Below are 15,913 nucleotides of genomic sequence, written 5' to 3'. Positions count from 1 at the left end.
GCCCAGCGCCGTCGGGCGACCGGACGCAGCGGGCGCAGGGTCTCCGGGTCGATGGCGGCCCCCGCCTCGGACAGGGCTTGGCGAAGACGTTCTTCCACAGGGCTGTTCATGACCCCTCCCCCAACTGCTTGGCGAGGGCGGCGAGCCCCCGGGCGATCGTGGACCGAGCGGTGCCGCCGCTGATCCCCATGGTCTCGGCGATCTCCGGATCGGAGAGGTCGAAGTAGTAGCGCAGCGTCAGCGCCTCGCGCTGTCTGCGGGGCAGGCGCTGCAGCGCGAGCAGCACCTCACGGCGCTCCTCACCGACCAGCGCCGCGCTCTCCGCCGACCAGACCGGCGGATCGTACGGCAGGGCGCGCCGGAACACCGTCGCCCGCCGCCGCAGCACCGACCGGCACCCGTTGAGCACCGCCGAACGCACGTAGGCCAGCGCCTTGTCCGGATCTCGCAGCCTGCCCCGGCCGGCATGGGTACGCGCGAACGCCTCCTGAACCACGTCCTCGGCGCTGGCCCGATCACCGAGCATGAGCAGCGCCAGCCGGACCAGGCCCAGTTGATGCTCGGCGAAGATGGCCGCGACGTCGACATGCTGCCGCGTCAGGGGTTCTCCATGGGTGAGCAGTTCGACTTCCACATCACAGAGACGCCTGTGAAGCCCGTCTGCTGCTTCGGTCACCGCGATATCTTCCCGCTTCGCCGGCCCCTCCCGGCCATCTGAGTGACTCAACAGCCTCCTTGGGCCAGTGAGCACGCAGGCCGTGACGGCGAGATCCACGTCCGGCGTGAGAAGCGACCCCCACGACACGCTCGCCGGCGTCGGTGGGTGGCGTGGGGGCGGCTTGCCGTAACGAAAAAGCGAGAGCGGTGGCAAAGGCCCGCAGCGAGATGCGGACCGTAGGAAGAAACCGACCTCAGAAGGAAACGGCCGCACAGAAGACGAAAACAGGCGCGCTCAGCCGCGCAGGGACAGCATCAGCGCTTCCACCGCGATCTGTGGATTGACGCTCGCCTCCAGCCGCTCCCGGCACATCATGATCGCGTCGATCCGCCGCAACGTCTCCTCCGGTGTACCCCCTCGAGCCACCTGATCCAGGTCAAACCGCAGATCGTCGTTCGCCAACTCCACCCCCGCCCCGAACTGCATCGCCAGCACGTCCCGGTAGAACGACACCAGCTCCAGCAACGCCGAGTCCAGCGAGTCCCGCTTGATCCGCGTGGCCCGCGACTTCTGCCGGTCCTCCAGCTCCTTCAGCGCCCCCGCACCCCCACGCACCAGCCCGCGATTGAGCCCTTTCCCCGTCGACCCCTCGCCATACAACTTGCGCAGTTCGGACGTCTCCGTCTCATTGAGCGCCGCCGTGGCCGCTGCGGCCTCCTCCTCGGCTGCCTTGACCAGACGTTCCGCGGCCGTGATGCACTCCCCGACCCCCGTCAGCGACCGGGGAATCGCCAGCACCGCCTCCCGCCGCGACCGCGCCCCCTCATCCAGCGCCAGCGACCGCGCCCGGCTGATGTGCCCCTGCGCGGCCCGCGCCGCGAACTGCGCCATCGGCGCCGGCACACTGTCACGCGTCGCCAGCACGTGCGCGACCGCCTCCGTGCGCGGCGTGGTCAGCGTGATCACCCGGCAGCGCGACCTGATCGTGATCATCATGTCGTCCGGCGCGGGCGAGCACAGCAGCCACACGGTACGCGGCGGCGGCTCCTCGATGGCCTTCAGCACCGCGTTCTGGGCCGATTCCGTGGCCCGGTCGGCGTCCTCGAAGAGGATCACCCGCCACCGTCCCTGCGTCGGCGCGCCCGCGGCCCGCAGGATGAGTTCCCGGGTCTGCTTCACGCCGTAGGACAGCCCTTGCGGTCGGACCGATTCGAGGTCGGGGTGCGACCCGATCATCACCTGGTGACACTGGTCGCAGTGGCCGCATCCGCCGTCCGGGCAGAGCAGCGCGGCGGCGAAGGCCCGCGCGGCCTCCTCACGCCCGGATCCCGGCGGACCGGTGAACAACCACGCGTGCGTCATGCCCGCGCCCCGCCCGCCGCCGACGACCTCGCGCGCGGCAGCGGCTGCACGCGAAAGTACGGCTACCGCCTGGTCCTGGCCGACAAGGTCATCGAAGACGCCCACGGAAGCAAGGTTAGTCGCGGATGGCAGGCATCGTGCCCGTGTTGTCTTCGGACTCCTGCGGCACCGGATCGGGCAGGATCTCCCGCACCCGGTCCTGGATCGAACGGGTGATCTCCTCGGGCCTCAACGTGCCGTCGACGACCAGGTAGCGCTCGGGCGCGGCCGAGGCCAGCGCGCGGAACTCCTTGCGCACCCGCTCATGGAACTCCAGCGGCTCCGACTCGATCCGGTCGGCCGCCCCGCCCAGCCGGGTCAGCCCGATCTCCGGCGGCGTGTCGATCAGCACGGTCAGATGCGGCACCAGTCCGCCGGTCGCCCAGGCGTTGACCCTGGAGACGTCGGCCGGGTCGAGCTCCCGCCCCGCGCCCTGATAGGCCAGCGACGAGTCGACATAGCGGTCGGTGACCACCACGGCGCCCCGCTCCAACGCCGGACGGATCACCTTCTCGACGTGCTCGGCCCGGTCGGCGGCGTACAGCAGCGCCTCGGAGCGCGCCGACAGCCCGCGCTCGGCCGCGTCCAGCAGGATGGCCCGCAGCCGCATGCCGACCTTGGTGGATCCGGGCTCGCGGGTCTGGACGACGTCGTAGCCCTGGTCGCGCAGCCAGATCGCGACGAGCCGGGACTGCGTGGTCTTGCCGGAGCCCTCCCCGCCCTCGAAGGCGAGGAACAGCCCGGGGGTCTCCTCGTCGGACCCGGGCGCGTACCGCTCACCGCGCACCGCCGCGACCAGGTCCTCCGACAGCCGGACGCCCTTCCTGTCGTCCAGGTGGCGGAAGCTCAGGACTCCGACCACGGTGACGAGCACGCCGCAGACGACCAGCACCAGGTTGACGCCGTCGAAGGTGTAGTCGTACCCGGCGAAGGGGAGCCTGTGCACCCCGAACACCGCCGCCAGCGCGCCGCCCACCAGGACCACCAGCAGCAGCGTCACCCGCGCCGCCGCCCGCAGGAACGGCAGGATGCGCCCGCGCAGCGCGTCTTCCGCCTCCAGCTCGATCAGCGTGTGGCCGATGATCCACGAGATGCCCGCGCACGCGCCCAGCAGCCCGGTCAGCATGACCACGATCACCAGGTTGTGGATGAGCGCGATCGCCACGAGCGCCACGCCCGCGACCACGACCGACAGCCCGAACAGCCGCCGCCGCGACAACCCCGCCAGCAGCCTCGGCCCGAAGAACATGCCGAGCGCGACGCCGGTGAAGACCGCGAAGAACACCATGCCGTAGGCGGCGTCGCCGCCTTCGAGCTGGCTGCTGACGTACAGCTTCGCCAGGACCGCCACGGCGCCGCCGGCGGCGAAGGCGCCGAGCATGCCGATGATCAGCCCGCGGACCAGCCGGTTGCCGCCGACCGACCGGCGCCCCTCGACGATCTGCTTGAGCACCGACGGCATCGGGATCGCCCCGGTGCGCCGGGGGATGTCGTGGTGCGTGAAGACGAGCGCCGCGGACACGAGGTAGGCGGCGGCCGCGATGATCAGCGCCGGCCCCGCCGTCTCCATCGCGGGCGAGAAGGGGGTCACGGTACGCACCAGGCCGGCGACGACCGACAGCACGGCGAACAGCAGAGCGGCCGGCGGCGCGGCGCCGTAGGTCGCCAGCAGGTCGAGCCGGTTGGCCGCCTCCAGCCGCTCCCTGGGCACCAGGCTGGAGACCGTCGCGTCCTTGGCCGGCGTCCAGAGCAGGCTGACGCACTCCACGAGGACCATCGTGATGATCAGCCACTGGTAGCCGCCGACGAACACGGCCGACAGCACCAGCGCGAACCTCGCGAGGCCGGCCGCGGCCATGGTCATCCGGCGGTCGAAACGGCCGGCGAGCGTGCCCGCCAGCGGTCCGAGCAGGATCGCCGGCAGGATCTTGGCGACGAAGACGCCGCCGATGGCCAGCGTCTGCACGCGCGGGTCGCCCGGGTAGAGGTTTCCCGCGATGGCGGTCAGCGCCAGGATGGTCAGCCAGTCACCCAGGCTGCACGCCGACATGGCCGTCCACAGCTTGCGGAATGGGGCGTTAGCCAGCACATGCGCTGGTCTGGGTCGGCCAGGGGCGGTCATAGTGTCAGCGTATCCAGGTGCTCGCCGGGCGTGGGAGGTCACGAGACGAGCCGGATATACCCGGCTGCTCGCGCCTGAGGGTATTACGTCCTGAGGCCCGTGTGCAGGGCACAGACCCCGAATGGGCCCCCATCGCTATGCCGTCCGGCACGCGCGCACCAGGGGCGTCCAGGCGGCTCTGACCGCCTCGGGCAGCTCCAGCTCTCTCCAGAGCTCCACCAGCAACACGCCGTCGACATAGCGCAGCAGGTCAGCGGGGTTTCCCGCACTCAGCACGGCGGAGTAGACCGCGCCGCGGTCGGCTCTGTCGGACAGGTCGCGTCGCCGGCCCGCCGGATAGTCGACCGTGGCCAGCGCGCGCTCGGCCGGCAGCCGTGGCAGCCGATCGGGCACGTGGAAGGAGCCCTCGTGCTCGGTGAACTCGATCTTCGGCTCCAGCGCCAGGTGGAAGCCGGCCGCGTCGAGGATACGGCCGGCGGTCTCCAGCGTCGGTGACTTGCGGCCGTGCTCGTAGGCGGACAGCGTCGTACGCGACGTGCCGCTCAGGTCGGCCAGCACGGTCTGGTTCATGCTGGCGGCCTGTCTGGCCCGTTTGAGCAGCAACCCGCCGCGCTCGGCCCAGAATCTGACGTCAGGCGTACGCAACCGCCCACCTCCTCGGTATCCGGTTGGATACTACGCCGGGTGGGCCGGGCCCGTCAGGCGAATCGGGAAGTCAGCGCAGCTCCAGCAGGGTGATCTCCGGCGGCGCCCCCACGCGCACCGGCGGCCCCCAGAAACCCGCGCCCCTGGTGACGTACACCTGCACGCCGTCGACCGTCGCCAGCCCCGACACCACCGGCTGCTGGAACGGCACCACCAGGTTGAACGGCACGATCTGCCCGCCGTGCGTGTGCCCGGAGAGTTGCAGGTCCACGCCGTAGTCCTTGGCCCGGTCCACCTGCACCGGCTGGTGGGCCAGCAGCACGGTGGGCCGCGCCGCGTCCCGCCCGCCGAGCGCCTTGTCGAAGTCGGGGCCGTCGTTCATGGTCGCGCCGTTGATGTCGTTGACCCCGGCCAGGTCGAGCACCGCGCCCTGGTGCCGGATCTCCACCCGCTCGTTGCGCAGCGACCGCACGCCGAGCCCGTCGAGCTCCTTGATCCACTCATTCGGCCCGTTGGCCGTGTAGTACTCGTGGTTGCCGGTCACGAAATAGGCGCCATATCGGGATTCGAGGTTCCGGAACGGCTTCGCCAGCGCCCCCAGCTCCGCCACCGTACCGTCCACCAGGTCGCCCACGATCGCTACCACGTCGGGCTCGAGCTCGTTGATCATCCGGACGATGCGCTCGGTGTGCCCGATCCCGGTCAGCGGCCCCAGATGGATGTCGCTGACCACCGCGAACCTCATCCCGCCCAGCCGGGGATCGAGCTTGGGCAGCGTGACCTTGACCGGCTCGATCACCGGCGGCCCCAGGGCGGTACGCATGCCGTACCCCACCGTGCCCATGGCCGCGACGCCCGCGACCAGCGCGGTGCCGCGCCCAATGAACAGGCGTCTGCTCACGTCCTCGCCGCCCGACGGCGGCGGCGCTTCGGCGGGCTCCGTCGCGGGCGGCGCCCCGCCCGCGACCAGTACCGGCTCTTTCACCTCATGTACGGCAGGCCGCCGCCACAACCGGCTCACCACGGCCCGCGGGATCTCCAGCACCACCAGGAAGACCACGAGGTAGAACATCATGGCGAACCAGATGTAGCCCGGCCAGGCCAGCCACCACAACCCCGCCTCCACGCGGGTGCCGATGAAGGTCGCCACCACGAGCAGGACCAGGCCGACCATGGCCCAGGTGAGGGCTCGGCGCGAGCGGCCGGGCACGGTGGTCGAACGGACCAGCCTGCGCCACAGGTAGTAGTGCACGGCCAGAACGACCACGATCATCATGACGGCGAATCCCACGCGGTCATGCTACGAGGCGGCGCCGACAACGTGCGCGGCGCCGCCTGAGAGCCTTCTCAGGACTTGGCGGCCGGCTTCTTCGCCGGAGCCTTCTTGGCCGGAGCCTTCCTGGTCGTGGTCGTCTTCTTCTTCGGCGCGGGCGCCCGCTCACGCCGCTCGGCCAGCAGTTCGGCGGCCCGCTCCGTGGTGATCTCCTCCACGCTGTCGTCCTTGCGCAGGGAGGCGTTGGTCTCGCCGTCGGTGACGTACGGGCCGAAACGCCCTTCCTTCACCACGATCTGCTTCTTGGAGTGCGGGTCCTCGCCGAGCTCACGCAACGGCGCCGCCGCCGCGGCGCGTCCCCTGCCACGCTGCTTGGGCTGCGCGAACAGCTCCTTGGCCTGCTCGATCGTGACCGTGAACAGGTCGTCTTCGGCGGTCAGCGAGCGCGAGTCCGTGCCCTTCTTCAGGTAGGGCCCGAACTTGCCGTTGTGCGCGACGACCGGCTCGCCCTCCAGCTCACCCACGAGCCGCGGGATCTCCAGGAGCTTGAGCGCCTCCTCGAACGTGATCGTGTCCAGCGTCATCGTCTTGAACAACGAACTCGTCCGCGGCTTCGCGGCATCCGCCTTCTTCGTCCGCTTCTTGGGCGCCTCATCCTCGGCCGGAGCAGGCAGGACCTCCGTGACATACGGGCCGAACCGCCCGTCCTTGGCCACGATCATGTTCCCCGTCGCCGGGTCGTGCCCGAGCTCACGGTCGCCGGTCGGCCGCGAGAACAGTTCCTCGGCCTTGTCCGCGGTCAGCTCATCCGGCGTCATGTCCTCGGGGACGTTGACCCGCGAGCCCTCCCTGTCCAGGTACGGGCCATATCGGCCGACGCGCAGGACGATGTCGCTGTCCCGGATCGCGAAGGAGCTGATCTCCTTGGCGTCGATCTCGCCGAGGTCGGTGACCATCTCCTTCAGTCCCTCGTCGCCGTCGGCGCCGTAGTAGAAGCGCTGCAGCTCGGGCACCCGCTCGGCGCGGTCGTTGGCGATGTCGTCGAGGACCTTCTCCATCTCGGCGGTGAAGTCGTAGTCGACCAGGTTGCCGAAATGCTGCTCCAGCAGGTTGACCACGGCGAACGCCAGGAACGACGGCACCAGCGCCGTGCCCTTCTTGAACACGTAGCCGCGGTCGAGGATCGTTCCGATGATCGAGGAGTACGTCGAAGGACGCCCGATCTCCCGATCCTCCAGCTCCTTGATCAGCGTCGCTTCCGTGTAACGGGCGGGCGGCTTGGTCGCGTGCGCGGCCACATCGAGCCTGCTCAGGTCCAGCGTATCGCCCTCCGCCAGGTTGGGCAGGCGCTTCTCGGAGTCGTCTCGGTCGGTCGACGGGTCGTCCGCGCCCTCGACGTAGGCCTTGAGGAAACCGTGGAAGGTGATCGTCCGGCCGGAGGCGCTGAACTCGACCTCTTCACCCGCCGACGACGCGCCCGCCACCTTCACCGTGACGGACTCGCCGACCGCGTCCTTCATCTGCGAGGAGATGGTCCGCTGCCAGATCAGCTCGTAAAGGCGGAACTTGTCGCCGCTCAGCCCGGTCTCGCCAGGCGTGCGGAACTCCTCACCCGACGGGCGGATCGCCTCGTGCGCCTCCTGCGCGTTCTTCACCTTGCTGGCATAGGCCCGCGGCTTGTCGGGCACGTAGGCGGCGCCGTACAGCTTGATGGCCTGAGAGCGCGCGGCGGCGATGGCCGTCTCCGACAGCGTGATGCTGTCGGTACGCATATAGGTGATGTAGCCCTCTTCGTACAGACGCTGCGCGACCTGCATCGTGTGCTTCGAGGTGAAGCCCAGCTTGCGGCTGGCCTCCTGCTGCAACGTGGTCGTCCTGAAGGGTGCATAAGGCTTGCGCGTGTACGGCTTGCGCTCGACCGACTTGACCCGGAACGACGAGGCGCGCAGGCGCCCGGCCAGCTCACCGGCGGCCGCCTCGGACAGGTGGAGCACGCCGGCCGTCTTCAGCTGGCCGGTGGAGGCGAAGTCACGGCCCTGCGCGACCCGCTTGCCGTCGACCGTCGACAGCGTGGCGGTGAAGTCACGCGGCCGCTCCTCGGCCTTGCCGGTGTCGAAAAGGGCAGAAAGGTCCCAGTAGTTGGCGACGGTGAACGCCATCCGGTCCCGCTCGCGCTCCACGACCAGCCGGGTCGCGACCGACTGCACGCGGCCCGCGGACAGACGCGGCTTGACCTTCTTCCACAGGACCGGGCTGACCTCGTAGCCGTAGAGGCGGTCGAGGATGCGGCGCGTCTCCTGGGCGTCGACCAGGCGCAGGTTGAGAGTGCGCGGGTTCGCGACGGCTTCCTGGATCGCCTGCTTGGTGATCTCGTGGAAGACCATGCGGTGCACCGGCACCTTGGGCTTCAGCACCTCCTGCAGGTGCCACGCGATGGCCTCGCCCTCGCGGTCCTCGTCAGTGGCGAGGTAGAGCTCGTCGGCGTCCTTCAGGAGCTGCCGGAGTTTGGTGACCTGGGCTCGTTTGTCGGCGTTGACGACGTACAGCGGCTCGAACTCGTGCTCCACGTTCACGCCGAGCCGAGCCCACGACTCCCCCTTGTACTTCTCGGGGATGTCGTCGGCCCGCTCCGGCAGGTCACGGATGTGGCCGATGCTGGACTCGACGACGTAGCCACGCCCCAGGTACTTCTCAATCGTCTTCGCCTTGGCGGGCGACTCGACGATCACCAGGCGTGTTCCGCCGGCGCCGTTGTTGGCTGGCACGCTGCTTCCTACCTCGCTGTTCGTTCGCGCTTCCCCCTGCCGGAGTCCGGCACAGATCTGCAAGGTAACCCGGATTGCGGGTTTTTTCCTTCCCCCGGGCTACCCACAACCTTTCGGGTCCACCCACAAGGACGCAGAATAAGGCCCACCGAGCAGCCTCGCGCCCTGACTCACCCTGGAGACTAATCGTTGTGCCCGACTACTCCTACATGGATATCTTCATTCCACGCGACACCTCCCGCGAAGCCGCACGTCAACTGCTCACCGAACACGCCGAGTACGGCCAGTGGGAACTGTCACTCGTGCGCGTGTATCCCGATGGAAGCCGTCGGGTACGGCTGCGCCGCAAGATCATACGAGTTCGCCGCACCCTCTAATTGTTGACCGCTTCTGGACATGGCTTTGCCCGTCCCGGGGCCGCGCCCCCCAGAACGGGCAAAGCGTCTCACGCTACTTACTCACAGGCTGTGAGCGAGAGCCGTACCTGAACTACTTCCTGCCGAGCCGGAGCCGGCGGGTGGTCGCGAACAGCGTCGTGGACGCGGCGAACATCGCACCGAGCACCAGCGCGAACAACGAGGTGGAGTTCATCCCCGTGACCCCGGCGGGCTGAGCGGCGCTCATCAGGCCCAGGTCGCCGACGGGCAGCGAGCCCGCGGTGGAAGCCACCGCGCCGCCGACCGGAGTCGCGGAGGCCAGCCCGCCCACCGGGCCGAGGGCCGACAGCGGGTCAGGGGCGGCGGTGTGGTTCTTGGTCTTCACCGGCAGGTTGGTCTTGCCCTGCGTGGCAGGGGTTGCCGGCTGGCCCGGCAGACCGGGCAGGCCGGGAAGCGCGGGCAGGCCCAGGGTCTGGGTCACGTCGCCGACGACGGGCAGCGGGGGCAGACCGCCGGAGCGCATCTGCTGGGTGACGTTCCCCGCGTCCTTCAGGCTCGCCAGAGCCGGGAGGGGCAGTGCGGGCAGCAGGCCGCTGTTCTTGGCGACGCTTCCCGAACGGGGGCGCGCGTAGTGGTCGTAGCCGTGGCCCTCTTCGACCGGCTTGCCCACGTGCGAGCCGCCGAGGCACCCGGCGGCGGCGTCACCCAGGACGGCCACCGCGTTGCCGCAGACGTTGACAGGAGCGGTGATCGGCGCGATCACCTGGTTGCCGGCGAGCACGCCCGACTGGCCGGAGGTGGTGTTGCCACCGCCGCCGATGCCGTTGTGCGGGTTGACGCTGGCGCCGCCCTTGCAGTGAGCCTCGGCCAGGCCGAGTGCAGCCACCGCGTTGCCACAGGCGTTGATCGGAGCGGTGATCGGTGCCACGACCTGGTTGCCCGAGCCGACACCCGACTTGCCAGAGGTGGTGTTGCCGCCGGCGCCCTTGCCGCCGTTCTTCACCGACACGCCGCCGCGGCACCCGGCAAAGGCCTCGCCGAACGCGGCCACGGCGTTGCCGCAGACGTTGACGGGAGCGGTGATCGGCGCGATCACCTGGTTGCCGGAGAGCACCCCGGAACGCCCGGAGGTGGTGTTGCCGCCCGCCCCGCTGCCTGCGGCGGTGTTCTCGACGGTGCTGCCGCCCTTGCACCCGGCCGGGGCGTTGCCGACCGCGTTGCCGCAGGCCGTGATGGGCAGGCTGACCGGCGCGACGACCTGGTTGCCGCTGCCGGCGCCGAAGCGGCCGTCGGTGTCGTTGCCGCTGGAACCCCTGCCGTGTGCGGAGTGGTACCCGTGACCGGGCTTGCCGCCGCCGTTGGTGACCGACGAGCCGCCCTTGCAGCCGGCGAACGCCTGGCCGAAGACGGCGATCGCGTTGCCGCAGATGTTGATCGGGCCGCTGATGGGCGCGATCACCTGGTTGCCGCCGAGCGCGGAGCTCCGGCCCGACGTGGTGTTGCCGCCGGCGCCGACGCCGGTGTTCTTGACGGACGAGCCGCCCTTGCAGCCCGCGGTCGCGTCGCCGAAGATCGCCAGAGCGTTGCCGCAGGCGTTGATCGGCGCGCTGATGGGCGCGGTGACCTGGTTGCCGCCGAGAAGGCTGCTGTCACCGGAGGTCCTGTTGCCGCCCGCGCCGCCCTTGCCGGAGTTCTTGACGGTCGCGCCGCCCTTGCAGCCCGCGTCGGAACTGCCGAACAGCGAGACCGCGTTGCCACAGGCGTTGACCGGCGCGCTGATCGGCGCGTTGACCTGGTTGCCGCCCAGCACGCTGCTGTTGCCGGACGTCTTGCCGGGGATGCCGCCCTTGCCGGTGTTCTCGACCGAGGCGCCGCCCTGCGAGGTGGCGCTGGACTCGCCGGCCGCGCCGACGGCGTTGCCGCTGATGTCGATCGGCAGGGAGATGGGCAGGTTGACCTGGTTCCCGCCGCCGACCGATGAGTTGCCCGAGGTGTCGGCGGCAGCCGTACCGCCGCCGAAGGACATGACCGCTACGGCGAGCAGAGCCGCCGGGGCCGATGCCTTTGCCCACGTACGCATAATGAATGCTCCTAGTGGTTCTTGGGGGGATTACCTGACAGTTCGCGGGCAGCCCGAGACCGTGCGCGCCCTCTGGATGGGGCGCCGCTCAGCGAAGATCACGGGGCATGCGAACCTGTGACTGACTGACTGGCTCGCTCGCGGAGGGGCTTCAGAGATTCGCCCACGCTCCGCCGCCGGGCCTTAGACCAGGGCCGGCCGATGACGCATCGGATCAGTCAGGTGAGAAAGAAGGGTCGTCCGCCGCTGTGCGGACGACGGGGGGCAGCACGCACGCCAGGGGGGCGCGCTGTGCCAGGAGCCGCGGGTCGAACACCGGCCTCGCGACGTCCCCCATGCCCGGCCCGAAGGGGCCACTGCCACCGCCATTGGGGGCCAGCCCATTGGCGCCCAGGTTTTTGGACGCGGTGGATGGTGCCGGCATGCCCGGAGTCGACTGGCTGGTCAGCCCGTCGACCTTCAGGCCTGCCATCGCCTCGGCATTGTCCGTGACCGAGACGGCGTCGCCCGCCGTGGGGAAATCGCCCGATACGGGCCCGGCGGCGACCATGGATGGAGAGGTGTCGGCCGCCGCGGGAGCGGCGGTGAGCATCCCGAAGAGAAGAGCGAGCAGCCAGCCGGCGGCCACCAGGGCCCCAACCGCGACTGCTCGGGCGATGACCTGACCGGCGCCGGCCGCGAACCGCGCCATCCGGTCCTGCCGATCAGTGATCGCGCCCTCCGTGGGAACGGACACGCGTACACGCGGCGCAACGAGGGACATCGCCCTCAGCTGCTGCACCGGCGTGCCTGCCACGTGACCTCCCATAGCTCCAGAACCGACCCCACCAGGTGAGGCCGGTCCATGGACTCACCCCTCAACGGTCCGTAACCGTAGCAGCACCCAACGTTGTCGCAAGGGCTTTTCAGCAGAGATCCAGGAAGAGGTCAAGAACGCACGTCCCAAACCAGCCTGTACTCGCTGATTGGGCACGCTTTTCTCTTCTCCACGGGGTCCTCCTGGGCTCTTCGCGAGGCCGCCACGGAAACCAGGTATGACGCACCCCCCAGAGTTTGCTAACCTTTCTCTCGCCGACGCGGGATGACGGTCCCGCGTGCAGGCACCAAGTCCGGGTGGCGGAATAGGCAGACGCGCTAGCTTGAGGTGCTAGTGCCCTTTGCGGGGCATGGGGGTTCAAGTCCCCCCTCGGACACGTACCGGTACCCAATGAGAGTCCTGGTTGCTCACAGCAGCGACCAGGACTTCGTTGTTTCCGGGGTCGAACGTCAGCTCAAGGCCCAGGTTGGCGTAGATCTTGGCCTTGCGCGCCGGGTCGGCGTTCCTCAGCACTTTGACCATATCGCCCAGCTCGTGCAGGACGGTGGCCAGCGCGTCGCGGTCGAAGCGGCGTTGATCGGCGACTGGCAGGCGATCGATCCGGCGTTGTAGCTCCGAGCGTCGGCTCTGCTCTTCGTTCATCCATCCAGCGACCGTCACGGCGTCGGCACCGGCGTCCAGCGCCGCGCGGTACTGCTTGAGTTTCCGGTCACACTCGGCGAGCTGCCGATCCAAGGAGTCCTTCTCCGCGAGGACCGGTACCTGCGTTTGCCGGCCTTGGGCGAGGAGGTCGAGTGTGCGGTCGATGTTCCAGGGGGTAAACAGCTTTCCCAGGTACTCGTCCAGCTTCGGCGCGAGGTCGATCTCCCGCAGCAGCACGTTTCGTGGATGGGCCACGTGGTTGGCGAGCGCGTACTCCCTGGCGAACCTGCACCGGTAGTACGGCATTTCGTTGATCCAGTCGCCTTGCATGCGGCGGGTGCACAGGCGGCAGCGGATGAGCCCTCGGAACTGGTAGATGTTCCGCGCCCGCTTCATGGTCTTGTCCGTGTGCTTGTCGCCCCGGCCCGCCATCGTCGCTTGAACAGCCTCGAAGTCCTCTCGACTGACGATCGGTGGATGCGCCGGCTGATCGGACCAGATCCACTCATCCTTGGGATTCCACCGCTGCTTGGTCGTGTGCCCCAATCCGACGTCATCGACGTCCAGGAGCACCTCGTCCTTGCGCTGCTTGTTCCAGACCTCATAGCCCGTGTACCGAGGGTTCGTCAGGATGGCACGCACGGCGCTCTTCGACCAGGCCACGCCGCACCGGTGCCGGTTGCGTCCAGGGTCATGCGCCGAAGGAGACGCGATGCCATCTCGGGTCAGGCGCTCGGCGATTGCGAAGAAGCCGAACCCCGCTACGTATTCGGCGAAGATGCGTGCGACCACGTGCCAGGCGATCGGGTCCAGGTCCAGGCGATGCAGGCGCCTGCCGTCCGCCGCTTTCGCGGGGTTCGGATGCGGGCCGGCGTCCACGAGGACATAGCCGTACGGCGGGCGCCCGCCCAGGAAACGGCCTTCCATCTGGGCCTGGGCACCCATCGCACTGCGCACGCGGACCTTGACCCGGTTGCGCTCCCCCTTGCTCATCCCACCGAACACGCTCATCACCAGGTCGTGAGCCTCGTTCGCCGGATCGATCGGGCCACCGACCTCGGGCACCCACAACGAGACTCCGAAGTGCTCGAAGATCGGGAACGTCAGGCCATACTGATTGCCGTAGAACGCCCGATGAGGTTCCCCGATCACCACGGCTCCGAAGCCCCGGCCCGGGTTTCGGAGCTCTCCAAGCAGCGCCATCGCTTGAGGACGACGCTGCCACGGGATCGAGCGGGACTTGTCCACGTCGAAGAACTCGGCGACGATCACGCCGCCCCGAGGTTCGATGAGTGCCCGTGATCGGGTGATCTGCCAGGCCCGGGAGGACTCCGGGTCCTGGTTGTCCTCGGTCGAAACGCGGCCGTAGAAGCCGAAGCGGATGGTTTCCATAGGTTCTCCTCAGGCGGCGTCCAACGCGGGACGCGCCTCTTGAGAGGCTTCCAACAGGATGGAGAGAAGCTCCGCCGCCGCTCGGGGAGTCAGATGGGGCTCTGTGGCCGGAAGGATCACCACTAGATCGGTGTCCTTCTTCATGCTGCCACTTCGGGCGGCGAAGTTGCCGAAGGATCTTGTTGTTCTAGTTGGCGGAGGTGTTCGCGCCAGCGCTGCCGTTCGTGGATCGAGCGCAGGAGGCGCACACCCAGTGGGGGCAGGTTGGCGTCTCCGGCCGGGACGGGGGTCCAGAGGTAGCGGTGCGGGTCGGTGGGTTCGTCCGGGTGGCCGAGGGCTTCCAGGACCCAGGTGCGGCGGTCTTGCTTGTGTTCGGCGAGGGTTTTGTTGGACCACTTGCGGGAGACCAGGACGCGGCGGCCTGCGTAGCCGAGGTGGTCGGGCTTGTGGGCTTTGGAGCGGCACCGGCCGGGAGTCATCCCCCGTCGCGCGTTCTTGGGTTGCACGCCGTACCTGAGCCAGTTGGGGCAGGTCGGAGAGCACGGGTCGTAGCGGAGGGCTTCGACGAAGCGGGCGGCGTGGTCGCGCTGGGCTTGGGTGTCTGGAGTCTGCCCGAGCGACTTGGTGAGGTACTTGGCCAGGTAGCGGATGGTCTGGTCGGCGTCCGGGGTGCCGGAGAGGACGCCTTTGACGTCGAGCTGGTCGCCAAAGCGGATGACGTGCTGGGGTTCGTCGAGTTGGTCGAGGGCTTGGTCCCATGTGGGCAGGACTTCGCCGGTTGCCGAATCGATGTATCCGGCTGCCTCGTCCCAGACGGGCATCTGGTCGAGGGGCACGTCTGCCGGTGGCCACCACACCTGGTGGTAGGTCGCGGCGATGATCTGCCTCACTTCGGCGCGAGGGAGCGTCCCGCGGATTGCCATGTGCAGGTGCGGGGCGAGGCGTTTTTGGGGTTCGACGGTGGCGAAGTACTGCACGTCGTAGCCAGCCACGCGGCGCAGATTCTGCACGAAGCGGTCGATCAGCTTGGAGAAGTGCAGCGCGTCACGGGCCGCGCGCCGGTAGTCGTAGGCGTCGGGATCGATGGGGACGCCATCACGGACCTTGCCGTAGCTGGGGAGGGTGAGGGTGACGAACAGGGATGGGCGGTAGCTCTTGCCGTCCCCGGCTTGGTAGGTGCGCCCGAGGGTGGTGTTGGCCATCTTCTGTTTAGGCAGGTCGGGGGCGTCCTGGCGCCTGCGGGTGGAGCGGTTGCGTTTGGAAGATGCGCGGCCGAGAACGTTGCCGCGCATGCCCGCCCGGTTGATCTCGGCGTCCAGTTCGCCGATGGCCTGGTCCCAGTCGGCGGCCTCGTCCGGGGTGGTGGCGTTGTCGCGGCGGACTTGTAGGTCGGCGCGGAACTCGATCAGCCAGCGCTGGTCCTCGGTCGCGGGGTCGGGAGTGGTGGCGGGTTCGTGGTCGAGGTGCCAGCCTTCCCGGCATTGCGCCATGCGGAGCTGGTGGTTGCGCCGGGCGCACGGGGCGCATTTGCTGTCGAGGGTGGCGCCGCACGGGACGTCGATGATCTCGTTCTTGCCGCTGAGGATGTCGAGGCGTTTGAGGGCGACAGGGCGGATGCAGACGCCGTGGAGCTTGGCCACTTCCTGCACTACTTGGTGAGCGAGCGGTTGGGCCAGCCGTACCGCACGGGGTGTCATAGGCCGCTCCTGGGATTGGTGACGGCGGTCTGGCCGCATTCGCG

At 69.1% G+C, this 15,913-nt stretch carries 11 protein-coding genes and 1 tRNA gene; 2 read left to right on the top strand and 10 right to left on the bottom strand.

The features are described from left to right. Positions 1-106: 106 nt before the first annotated feature. The 6 genes from ACIBHY_RS33425 to topA form a co-directional block, all read right to left on the bottom strand. A complete protein-coding gene (locus ACIBHY_RS33425; protein WP_397252812.1) occupies positions 107-634 on the bottom strand; it encodes a SigE family RNA polymerase sigma factor in 528 nt (175 codons plus the stop codon). A gap of 318 nt (positions 635-952) precedes the next feature. Next, complete coding sequence (locus tag ACIBHY_RS33420; RefSeq protein WP_397252813.1) at positions 953-2,125, bottom strand: DNA polymerase III subunit delta'; 1,173 nt, start codon at positions 2,123-2,125, stop codon at positions 953-955. A gap of 10 nt (positions 2,126-2,135) precedes the next feature. Further along, a complete protein-coding gene (gene tmk / locus ACIBHY_RS33415; protein ID WP_397308787.1) occupies positions 2,136-4,181 on the bottom strand; it encodes a dTMP kinase in 2,046 nt (681 codons plus the stop codon). Positions 4,182-4,316: 135 nt separating this feature from the next. Beyond that, entirely contained in the window at positions 4,317-4,826 is a 510-nt protein-coding gene (locus ACIBHY_RS33410) for a helix-turn-helix transcriptional regulator (RefSeq protein ID WP_397308786.1), read from the bottom strand. 70 nt (positions 4,827-4,896) lie between these two features. After that, positions 4,897-6,117: a metallophosphoesterase gene (locus ACIBHY_RS33405; protein WP_397252816.1), complete on the bottom strand. Its 1,221-nt coding sequence runs from the start codon at positions 6,115-6,117 to the stop codon at positions 4,897-4,899. A 56-nt stretch (positions 6,118-6,173) separates the two neighbouring features. Then, on the bottom strand, positions 6,174-8,864 hold the full coding sequence (gene topA / locus ACIBHY_RS33400) for a type I DNA topoisomerase (RefSeq protein ID WP_397252817.1): 2,691 nt from the start codon (positions 8,862-8,864) through the stop codon (positions 6,174-6,176). A gap of 191 nt (positions 8,865-9,055) precedes the next feature. Here topA and ACIBHY_RS33395 point away from each other — a divergent pair, with 191 nt between their 5' ends. Next, positions 9,056-9,241 carry a DUF5703 family protein gene (locus ACIBHY_RS33395; protein ID WP_184971456.1) on the top strand — a complete coding sequence of 62 codons (186 nt, stop codon included), beginning with the start codon at positions 9,056-9,058 and terminating at the stop codon, positions 9,239-9,241. Positions 9,242-9,353: 112 nt separating this feature from the next. Here ACIBHY_RS33395 and ACIBHY_RS33390 read toward each other — a convergent pair whose 3' ends face one another. Both ACIBHY_RS33390 and ACIBHY_RS33385 read right to left on the bottom strand, forming a co-directional pair. Then, on the bottom strand, positions 9,354-11,321 hold the full coding sequence (locus tag ACIBHY_RS33390) for a chaplin family protein (protein ID WP_397252818.1): 1,968 nt from the start codon (positions 11,319-11,321) through the stop codon (positions 9,354-9,356). A gap of 214 nt (positions 11,322-11,535) precedes the next feature. Further along, the gene (locus tag ACIBHY_RS33385) at positions 11,536-12,117 is read right to left on the bottom strand and encodes a hypothetical protein (protein ID WP_397252819.1); all 582 of its coding nucleotides are present in this window, start codon (positions 12,115-12,117) and stop codon (positions 11,536-11,538) included. 311 nt (positions 12,118-12,428) lie between these two features. On the opposite strand from ACIBHY_RS33385, the gene ACIBHY_RS33380 reads away from it, so the two are divergent. Beyond that, positions 12,429-12,514, top strand: a tRNA-Leu gene (locus ACIBHY_RS33380). Here the strand turns inward: ACIBHY_RS33380 and ACIBHY_RS33375 are convergent. Next, on the bottom strand, positions 12,496-14,172 hold the full coding sequence (locus ACIBHY_RS33375) for a recombinase family protein (RefSeq protein ID WP_397308785.1): 1,677 nt from the start codon (positions 14,170-14,172) through the stop codon (positions 12,496-12,498). The two genes, ACIBHY_RS33380 and ACIBHY_RS33375, sit on opposite strands and share 19 nt — an antisense overlap. A gap of 140 nt (positions 14,173-14,312) precedes the next feature. Then, on the bottom strand, positions 14,313-15,869 hold the full coding sequence (locus tag ACIBHY_RS33370) for a replication initiator (RefSeq protein WP_397308784.1): 1,557 nt from the start codon (positions 15,867-15,869) through the stop codon (positions 14,313-14,315). Positions 15,870-15,913 lie beyond the last annotated feature (44 nt).

Origin of the sequence: Nonomuraea sp. NPDC050547, from assembly GCF_044457345.1 — a bacterium.
GTDB lineage: Bacteria > Actinomycetota > Actinomycetes > Streptosporangiales > Streptosporangiaceae > Nonomuraea.
Note: the sequence above shows the minus strand (reverse complement) of the source record. Positions and strands in the feature narration are given on the sequence as shown.